Raw genomic sequence first — 8,593 nt, forward strand, 5'->3', positions numbered from 1 at the left:
GGATCAGAACGGACGATCGCCCTTGATCGTGGCTCGCTCCATCCGGCGCGGCGCGGGCCAGTAGTCGCTCACGGCATAGTGCTGCGTGGAAACGTTGTCCCACAGCGCCACGCTGTTCGGCTTCCAGCGGAAGCGGACCTGATACTCGGGAATCGCCGCCTGGCTGATGAGGTAGTTGAGCAGTAGGCTCGCGCCGGGGGTCTTGTCCTGCCCGAAGCGCACGTTCTCCGGGGTGTGGTAGTTGATGAAGTGCGTTGAGAACGGCCCGACGTACAGGATCTTCTCGCCGGTTTCGGGGTGCGTCCGGACCACGGGGTGGTCCACCAGCGGGTTCTTCCGAACCAGTTCCTCGCGCTCTTCGGTCGTCATGATCGCGCCGAAGGAATGCTCGATACCATGCTTGGCTCGCAGGCCGGCGATCTTTACCTTGATGTCCTCCGGCAGGTGCTTGTAGGCCTCTACCATGTTGACCCAGATGGTGTCGCCACCGACATCGGGGCAAGAAATGCAGCGCAGCACCGCGCCTTTGGGCGGACAGGCGCGCCACGAGGCATCGGTGTGGTACGTGTTCTCGAAGTGGTCCCGCTTCTCGCTCTTGTAGATCTCGATCAGGCCCGGATGCTCGGGCACCGAGTTCGCGACCGGGTGATCTTCCAGATCGCCAAAGCGCTTGGCGAACGCCACGTGGTCGGCCCGCGAGATGTCCTGGTCGCGGAAGAACAGCACGCGGTGTTTGAGCAGGAGCGCCTTGATTTCAGCGAAGAGCGTATCGTCGCGCGCAACATCGGCGATACTCACACCCGCCAGTTCGGCGCCGATCGAGCATGTGAGGGGATTGACTTGCATGATTTCATTCCTTGGGCGTTGTGGATTGAGGGCGGCCACGCCAGAAGCCGTGGTGCGGGCAATCCGGAAACACCCGCGCGCCGTCTGGAAATGATTGTGGCCAACCGCGATGCCTGCTGCTTGACCCATCGCGCCATGACTTGGCGGACCATGCCAATCGCTCGCGCGCGGCGTCTGTCCAAGGCCCGGAATGAGAAGACTGTCGGATTTTGATTTTTTCGAGTGAACGTATTGACGCTTGCGCAGTCAATCTGGTCCCACTCGTGACACCAGAACAATGAAGAAGTTAGTGATTTCCCTGATCCTGGGGATGGCGCCCGTGCTTGCTGGCGCCGCAGGTATGGCGGACTTTTCCCAATGCCGCCAGTTCTTTGCCCACAGCGCGCCACCGAAAGTCACCGCCACGTCCGACCTGAAGTTACGGCCGCTCTGCTATGACGCATTCGCGGTCATGCACTCGGGCCGCAGCAAGACGCCGGTCTACGTCGCAGAGCGATTATCGAGATCCCAGCTTGTCGATGCCCGCGATGAAAAGCGGACCAACCAGTTCTTCGCCGACGCGCGATTACCGCGAGCCGAACGCGCCGAGCTGGACGACTACCGCGGCAGCGGATGGGATCGTGGCCACCTGGCGCCGGCGGGCGATCAGCCCACTGCGCAGGCCATGGCGCAATCGTTCAGCCTGGCCAACATGACGCCACAGGCGCCAAAGAACAACCGCGAGGCGTGGAGTTCGATCGAATCGGCCACGCGCAAGTACGCCATGCGGGCCAAGGGCGATGTCTACGTGATCTCTGGCCCCGTATTCTCCGATCGCCCCCAAACCATCGGCGCGGGACGCGTCTGGGTGCCCAGCTACTACTTCAAGCTGGTCTACGACCCCAACACGAATCGCGCCTGGGCGCACTGGATTGCGAACACCAACGAGGCTCGTCCGTCGAAGCCGATCAGCTATCACGATCTGGTGAAACGTACCGGCATCGAATTCCTGCCAGGCCTGATGCCCGGTGAAAACACGACTGCCACTGCGCCGGAGTTGCGGGCGGAATCGACCACACGTGGCAACCGGGAGCCGAAGCACGAGCCGAAGCGCGAGGGCGAGGATCTTGGTCAGGCGCTCAGATCGCTGATTCAGCCCATTGCGCAGGATTTCGAGCGGATCATGCACACCTTGCTGCGGTGGTGGGCTCAGCTACGACACATCATGGCCTGATCGTCACCGCGTTCATGTTGCCGGCGCATCGGCGCCGATGGCTTCCAGGGCCAGCGACTGCACCGCCTCGTCCACGCTGAGTTCATGCAGGGCGCCGAGCGGCAGCGTATCGTCCGCCGAGCGCGTCAGTACGTCCAGCGCGGGCGGCTTCAGGCGGACCAGCAACAGTCGGCGGCCACGGCTGGCTACCCCCGCGGCGAACGTGCGCAAGGCCTCGATCGTCGAACCATCCAGGTCAGGCGTTTCCTCCAGGCTGATGATCACCGTGTGCACCGCGCCCTGCTCCGCCTCGGCCAGGTGCCGCACGCGCAGCAGAATGCGTTCCACATTGGCGAAGAACAGCGGCGCTTCGGGCCGCGCGATCAGCAAGCCGGGAGGAATCGTGGCTTCGGGATGCTTGGAGACATCCACGTAGTTGTGGCTCGTGCCCAGGCGGCCCAACTGGCTGACCCGAGGTTCGGAAAAATTGCGGAGCGTGAGCAGCAGGCTTACCCCGATGCCGGCCAGCAGGCCATCCAGCACGCCAAGCAGCAGCACTGCGACGCACGCAGCCACCACCAGCACGCGGTCGCGCTGCCAGGACCAATAGGGCCGGAACACGCTCAGCCGCAGCGTATGGCTGACTGCGTAGGCCACGATGGCGGCCAGCACTGGTTCCGGGGTCAGCGCCAGTTGCGGCAGCAACAGCGCGACGATCACGGCGACAACCACAGCCGCGCACCATCCCGCCAGCCGGGACGTCGCCCCGGCCGCCTCGTTGGCCGAAGTGGCCGAGTATCCGGCACCCACCGGCATACCATGCAACAGCCCGGAGCCGAGGTTCGCGAAGCCGAGCGCGAGCAGGTCGCGGTCCGCCGACGTGCTGTCGCCGTGCTTGAGAGCGAAACTCCGGATCGAACTGTAGGATTCCGCGTAGAGGATCAGCACCAGCGCGAAGGCCAGTTCGCCGAGCCTGAGCCACTGGCTGCGCGACAGGTCGGGAATCGAGAACGACAGATCCGCCAGGTCGATCGTGCCGACCTGCCCGATCCCGAAGTGATGCAGGTCCACCCCATGCGAGGCGGCAATGCCGAGCACGATCACCACCAGCGGGCCGGGGACGTTCTTCCAGCGCGACATGCCGAACAGCAACGCCAGCGCAACCAGCGCGACGATGAGCGCATTCACGTTCCAGGCCGAGAGCTGCCCCAGCATTTCGTAGGTGAAGCGCGGCAGATCGTTGTGCGCGGGGTGCACGCCCACCACGCTGGCCAGTTGCTTGAGGATGATGGTGATGGCCAGGCCGAACGTAAATCCGCGCAGCACCGGCTTGGCAATGAATTCGGTGATGCCACCCAGCTTGGCCAGCCCGGCCAGCATCAGGAAGAAACCGCTCAGGATCACCAGCCCCGCCGCCAGTAACAGCCGCTGCGCGGGGTCCGCGCCGGACATGGAAAGCGTGATGGCGGCCAGCACCGCTGCGGAGGAGGACGTGGCCGAAACCACCGCGAACCGGCTGGTGCCTGCCAGGCCGTAGACCACCAGGCCCACCAGCAGGCCGATCAGGCCGGCCTGCGGTGGCAAATTGGCGATCCCCGCGTACGCCACCGCTTCGGGTAGCAGCAGGCCGGCTATCGAACAGCCGGCAATCAAGTCGCGCAGGCGGCTGCCGTCGCGCGCGCTGTCGGTCGGGTGCGTCGAATCGGTTGTGGTCACGATTCCCTTTGTTGTTTTTCCCGCGGGTGCGTATCTGACGCATGGTAGCCCCATGCGCCCGGCAAGTCAGGCCCCTCTTTTTTCCATCCTCATGGCGCCTTTCGCCCGGCCATGTGATGCAGATAGGCCAGCAGGTTCGTCAGGTCGGCATCGGACAGGGTTCTCTGGTCGATCGACGACATGCGCGAGCCCGGCCACCAGCGCAGCGATTGCGGATCGCGGATCAGCGCGCTCAGCTTTTCGTCGCCCAGGTACTCCACGGCGCTGTTCGGCACGTTCAGGTCCGGCCCTAGCGTGGCGTCGCCCATCCGGTTCATCGAGTGGCAGGAAAAACAGACTCGCTGGAAGGTGGCGAAGCCACGCACCACCGGGCTGTCGGCTGGCAGGTCCGCCGCCGGCCGGATGGCGGCAAAGCGCTCGCCCGGCGATACGGTCACGTCGATCCGGACGATGCTGTAGGTCCAGAGACTTTCGTTGATCTCGCTGCTCTCGCTGATCTTGTTATGGGCGTGCCCCTTTGGCACGGTCCAGATCAGCCGGAACGGCCCGATGTCCTGCCCTTTGAGCTTCGGCCACGGCGCAGCCGGATTTTCCACAGCGAGCCACGCGCGCGGCGTATCTGCGCCATCGGCAATCAGCAGCCGCACCGGCAGGTGGGAGATATACCCGTCGCTGGCAGCGGTCGTGGCTGTGGCATCGGCGGCAACCGGCAAGCCGTGCAACAGTGCCGCCAGCGGGATAGCCTTGAAGGTCAGGCGCCGCTTGAGGTTGTCATCGTCCACGGTCACCGACACAAGACGGCGATCCTTGAGCAGTTCTTGGCGTGTCCAGCTTCGCTCCTGCGGGCCGGACACGATGGTCAGTGTGGTGGGGTCGGCTGCGCCTGCGGCTCCGGCTGGGCCGGTCAGAAGCATCAGGGCGCAACCGAGCGTGCCGGCAAGCTTGGCGAACCAGGGGGGCATGGGGTCTCCGGGGGGCGAATTGTCAGTTGGGCGGTGTCGGGAGTCTAGCGTATGGCGGCATGCTGGAGTGCTGTGCACGCACAAGCAAATGGAGGCCATAAGGTGGTCTGGGTTGGGCATTGAGCGGCGAGCGTTCAAGTCCAAAACCATCGCCACCACGCCGCTGTGCCTGGTGTGTCAGTGGCATATCGAGATGCCTCAAAGCCCATTCCGGATCGCCTAAACTACAAAACCAACAGCCAGGCCCCGTTCCAGCGCAGCCCCCTTCATGGCGCACATTTTCTTCGCCGCTTCGATTCAGCGCCATATTCCAACGCCTGAGCGCGAGGTCGACGCGCGCACCCTTGGCGAAGCGCTCGAGGCTGTTTTCGCGGATCGCCCCCAACTGCGCGGCTATATCCTCGACGATCAGGGGGCGCTGCGAAGACATCTTGCCGTGTTTGTGGACGGCCGGCGGGTGCTCGATCGGCAACATTTGTCCGATGCGCTCGGCGAGAAAAGCCAGGTGCACGTCATACAGGCGCTGTCGGGCGGATAGCGGGAGTCCACTCACACGCGAGGAGGCACTAGACATGAGCGACAGGTTGCTTGTTGCAACTCGCAAGGGATTGTTTGTGTTGCAGGCCGACGGCAAAGGCGGCTGGACGCTCGGTGAGCCCCACTTCATCGGTGAGCCCGTGAACATGGTGCTGGCTGACCGGCGAAACGGATCGCTGTATGCGGCGCTCAATCTCGGCCATTTCGGCGTGAAGCTGCATCGCCGGCGCGCTGGCATGGACAATTGGGAAGAATGCGCGGTGCCTGTCTACCCGCCACAGCCCGCCGACGAGCAAACCGCTGGCGGCGCGAATGATGCAAGCGCGACTGCTCCCATCCCACCCTCGCCTCCGTGGTCGCTTCAGCAAATCTGGTCGCTCGAGACAGGCGGCGGGGACGAGCCGGGCGTCTTGTGGGCCGGCACGATTCCCGGCGGGCTCTTCCGCTCCGACGATGGCGGCGACACATGGGTACTCAACCGCGCGCTCTGGGATCGTCCGGAGCGTCGCGGATGGTTTGGAGGTGGCTACGATGCGCCGGGCATCCATTCCGTGATGGTGGACCCGCGCGACAGCCGGCACGTGACGATCGGTGTGTCGTGCGGCGGCGTCTGGCAAACCAGCGACGGAGGCGCGACCTGGCAATTGACTGCCGATGGCATGGAGGCCGACTACATGCCACCGGAACAGCGCGGCGACGCCAACACGCAGGACCCGCACTGCGTCGTGCAATGCGCGGCCAATCCGGACGTGCTGTGGACACAGCATCATTGCGCCATCTTCCGCTCGACCGACGGGGCAATGCGCTGGCATCGGATTGAAGCGCAGCCATCGAGCTTCGGCTTCGCCGTTGCCGTGCATCCGCGCGACCCGGACACCGCGTGGTTCGTGCCTGCCGTCAAGGACCAATGCCGGATCCCGGTGGACGGCCAGTTCGTCGTCACGCGCACCCGCGATGGCGGGCGCACGTTCGAGCGTTTCTCGGCTGGTCTGCCGTCCGCACCGGCCTATGACCTGGTGTATCGGCACGGCCTCGCGGTGGATGACTCCGGTACGCGCCTGGCGATGGGCTCGACCACCGGCGCGCTTTGGGCGTCCGACAACGGCGGCGAAAACTGGCATTTGATTTCAGCCCATTTGCCACCGATTTACTGTGTTCGCTTTGGATAGGAGCAGAGCCTGCCGCAGGCGCCATACGCGCTGCTCCCATGCTATCGTCAGACAGCGCTAATGCCTGCTTCGGGGAAGAACCAGATGATTTCGCACGTTTTTGTCGGCGTTAGCGATTTTGCCCGTGCTTTCAAATTCTATTCGGTGATCATGGGCGATCTCGGGCACAAGCTTAAGTTCAGCGAGCCTGACAAGCCTTGGGCCGGCTGGATGGCGGAAGGCATGCCACGGCCCCTCTTCCTGATTGGCGGGCCATACGACGGCAACCCTGCCACGTGCGGTAACGGTCAAATGGTTGCGTTACTTGCGCCGGACCGCAAATCGGTCGACAAGGCTCACGCCAGCGCCTTGGCCACCGGAGGATCTTGCGAGGGCGTTGCGGGATTAAGGCCTGAATACCATCCTGACTATTACGGCGCCTATTTCCGGGATCCCGAGGGAAATAAGATCTGCGTTTGCTGCCACGATCCGGTGCGTGAATAGGTCTGGCTGCTCAAATCACGTAACGTTGTTGCCTCCAATAACGATACGGCCACTACCACGTACAAATGGTCTTTGCGGCGCGGTGCTCATGCATGTTTCCTTAACGTACCACTCCTCGTAGGAGGTGCCGCTTCCCCCGCACAATGAGCACCCTGTGTGGCTACAGACTGTATTTTCGCTATATAGCGCGTACCCAGTGAGGCCGCGAGCATAGGCTTCTTTAGGTATCGACATACTGGCGTACTGCCCTTTGCCGAGGCATTTTGGGCAGTTTATTTCAGTTCGCTTGATGGCAAGAATATCTCTTGTGGCCAGGTTGCGGGTGGGTTCTTTTGTTCCCGGATGAATAAGTGTCAGTGTGTACTCTAACGTGCCAAGGCCGGAAATACCCCCATCTTGGTTTCTCTTGATCCCCAGGCTGCCGCCAAGGTGATGCTTGTCGTCACGCGTTTCAAAAATTAACGATATTGAGTTGTTGAATATCTGAACAGAACCTTGCGAAGGCTTGTATTTATAAAGGCTTGGTCCGATTTCCAGGGCACAAAAAGAAAGCCATCCATCCAATTCACCCGGGGAAATATGGATCTCAAAGTAAACCAGATAGTCATTTACCAAGTCTTTTGCGGGACTCAACTCGAAGGAGCGTAAGATTGCGAGATCGGGATAGTCCGCTCGTTCATCAAAGAACCATATGGAAGATCTATCGCTTCCTTCTCTCAGAACGTCTCTGCACTTAGTTGCGTATGCTTGGATAGCTATCATTCTCGGAATATTCTGATCTTATGGAGAGCGGAGGGGATCTCCTATTGTATAGTTTGCTGTCTGAACAGGCAGAGTATCGTAAAGACTCTCAACTCCAAGCTCAATGCTCGTGTCTCACAGCACAGCGGTAGACGCGATAGCTATTGCGAGATGGGCTGGCGTAGCGATTGGTTGCAATTGGGCAGTCTCGGCCCTCCGCGTACGCAGGCAAGAGCTTCCTGGCGCAGAAGGCAGCTACCTACCCATTTCGGTCATTCGCACACTGCTTTGCGAACGACCGATGCTCGGCCTGCCTGCGCCGTCGGTGGCATTCGATACCCTCTCGCATCTAGTGTGGGCTTCCCGGCTTTGACCATTACTTCCGTAGGTCGAGGCAGCAGATGCTCCGGTGGTTGACCCCGCACAGGCCGAAGGAACAAAGTGCTCCATCCGTTGCGTGGCGCCAAATGTAAAGGTGGCGGCGGAGCCTGCAAAGCCGTCGCCCTCCCCGGCGCCTATCTTCGTATTGAGTCACCGCACCGATGGAATGAACTGCGTCGCAGCGCCAGTGGTCGTTCCTCTTTGCCCTGTACCGACCATCAATCTCACTTCCGTTAAGGGGTCAAAATGAAATTTCATGTCCTGGCTCTCGTGGCCTTTATCGCTGTTCCGCAGCTTGCACTTGCACAGACCTGCCAGCGCATCGGAAACCAGACGTATTGCAGCAACGGCATGTCAGCCCAGCAGATCGGTAACCAAACGTACTACTCCGATGGCACAACATCGCAACGCATTGGAAACCAAACCTACTATTCGAATGGCACGACGGCACAGCAAATCGGCAATCAGACTGACCTTGCCCCTGTTCCACGAATCCCATAACCGAGGGAATTAGGCAGCCCGGTGTTGCTGAGCTGCGGACCAGTTTTTCTCGAACGTCATGGGGC

At 61.8% G+C, this 8,593-nt stretch carries 9 protein-coding genes; 5 read left to right on the forward strand and 4 right to left on the reverse strand.

The genetic code is table 11. The annotated features are described in order from the left end of the window. Nucleotides 1-3: 3 nt before the first annotated feature. A complete protein-coding gene (locus RN01_RS02555) occupies nucleotides 4-846 on the reverse strand; it encodes a TauD/TfdA family dioxygenase (protein WP_008646112.1) in 843 nt (280 codons plus the stop codon). Between the two features lie 277 nt (nucleotides 847-1,123). On the opposite strand from RN01_RS02555, the gene RN01_RS02560 reads away from it, so the two are divergent. Next, on the forward strand, nucleotides 1,124-2,059 hold the full coding sequence (locus RN01_RS02560) for a DNA/RNA non-specific endonuclease (protein ID WP_024570401.1): 936 nt from the start codon (nucleotides 1,124-1,126) through the stop codon (nucleotides 2,057-2,059). A gap of 12 nt (nucleotides 2,060-2,071) precedes the next feature. Here RN01_RS02560 and RN01_RS02565 read toward each other — a convergent pair whose 3' ends face one another. Continuing rightward, entirely contained in the window at nucleotides 2,072-3,754 is a 1,683-nt protein-coding gene (locus tag RN01_RS02565; RefSeq protein ID WP_017514335.1) for a SulP family inorganic anion transporter, read from the reverse strand. An 89-nt stretch (nucleotides 3,755-3,843) separates the two neighbouring features. Next, on the reverse strand, nucleotides 3,844-4,716 hold the full coding sequence (locus RN01_RS02570; protein WP_017514334.1) for a cytochrome c family protein: 873 nt from the start codon (nucleotides 4,714-4,716) through the stop codon (nucleotides 3,844-3,846). Nucleotides 4,717-4,984: 268 nt separating this feature from the next. Here RN01_RS02570 and RN01_RS02575 point away from each other — a divergent pair, with 268 nt between their 5' ends. The 3 genes from RN01_RS02575 to RN01_RS02585 all read left to right on the forward strand — a co-directional run bounded on the left by RN01_RS02575 (nucleotide 4,985) and on the right by RN01_RS02585 (nucleotide 6,905). Beyond that, the gene (locus RN01_RS02575) at nucleotides 4,985-5,254 is read left to right on the forward strand and encodes a MoaD/ThiS family protein (RefSeq protein WP_008646108.1); all 270 of its coding nucleotides are present in this window, start codon (nucleotides 4,985-4,987) and stop codon (nucleotides 5,252-5,254) included. Nucleotides 5,255-5,288: 34 nt separating this feature from the next. After that, a complete protein-coding gene (locus RN01_RS02580) occupies nucleotides 5,289-6,422 on the forward strand; it encodes a hypothetical protein (RefSeq protein ID WP_017514332.1) in 1,134 nt (377 codons plus the stop codon). Between the two features lie 84 nt (nucleotides 6,423-6,506). After that, nucleotides 6,507-6,905 carry a VOC family protein gene (locus tag RN01_RS02585; protein ID WP_017514331.1) on the forward strand — a complete coding sequence of 133 codons (399 nt, stop codon included), beginning with the start codon at nucleotides 6,507-6,509 and terminating at the stop codon, nucleotides 6,903-6,905. Between the two features lie 15 nt (nucleotides 6,906-6,920). Here the strand turns inward: RN01_RS02585 and RN01_RS33735 are convergent, their stop codons facing one another. Beyond that, nucleotides 6,921-7,667 (reverse strand): hypothetical protein, encoded by a 747-nt coding sequence (locus tag RN01_RS33735; RefSeq protein ID WP_152536354.1) that lies wholly within the window; start codon nucleotides 7,665-7,667, stop codon nucleotides 6,921-6,923. Nucleotides 7,668-8,273: 606 nt separating this feature from the next. On the opposite strand from RN01_RS33735, the gene RN01_RS02590 reads away from it, so the two are divergent. Next, nucleotides 8,274-8,528 carry a hypothetical protein gene (locus RN01_RS02590; protein WP_024570400.1) on the forward strand — a complete coding sequence of 85 codons (255 nt, stop codon included), beginning with the start codon at nucleotides 8,274-8,276 and terminating at the stop codon, nucleotides 8,526-8,528. The last annotated feature ends 65 nt before the right edge of the window (nucleotides 8,529-8,593 follow it).

The organism is Cupriavidus sp. SHE, from assembly GCF_000812445.1.
Classification (GTDB): domain Bacteria; phylum Pseudomonadota; class Gammaproteobacteria; order Burkholderiales; family Burkholderiaceae; genus Cupriavidus; species Cupriavidus metallidurans.

Bases quoted from the DNA above. Each gene is read 5' to 3' on its own strand.
- RN01_RS02555 (WP_008646112.1), bottom strand. From the start codon at position 846: ATGCAAGTCAATCCCCTCACATGCTCGATCGGCGCCGAACTGGCGGGT.
- RN01_RS02560 (WP_024570401.1), top strand. From the start codon at position 1,124: ATGAAGAAGTTAGTGATTTCCCTGATCCTGGGGATGGCGCCCGTGCTT.
- RN01_RS02570 (WP_017514334.1), bottom strand. From the start codon at position 4,716: ATGCCCCCCTGGTTCGCCAAGCTTGCCGGCACGCTCGGTTGCGCCCTG.
- RN01_RS02575 (WP_008646108.1), top strand. From the start codon at position 4,985: ATGGCGCACATTTTCTTCGCCGCTTCGATTCAGCGCCATATTCCAACG.
- RN01_RS02580 (WP_017514332.1), top strand. From the start codon at position 5,289: ATGAGCGACAGGTTGCTTGTTGCAACTCGCAAGGGATTGTTTGTGTTG.
- RN01_RS02585 (WP_017514331.1), top strand. From the start codon at position 6,507: ATGATTTCGCACGTTTTTGTCGGCGTTAGCGATTTTGCCCGTGCTTTC.
- RN01_RS33735 (WP_152536354.1), bottom strand. From the start codon at position 7,667: ATGATAGCTATCCAAGCATACGCAACTAAGTGCAGAGACGTTCTGAGA.
- RN01_RS02590 (WP_024570400.1), top strand. From the start codon at position 8,274: ATGAAATTTCATGTCCTGGCTCTCGTGGCCTTTATCGCTGTTCCGCAG.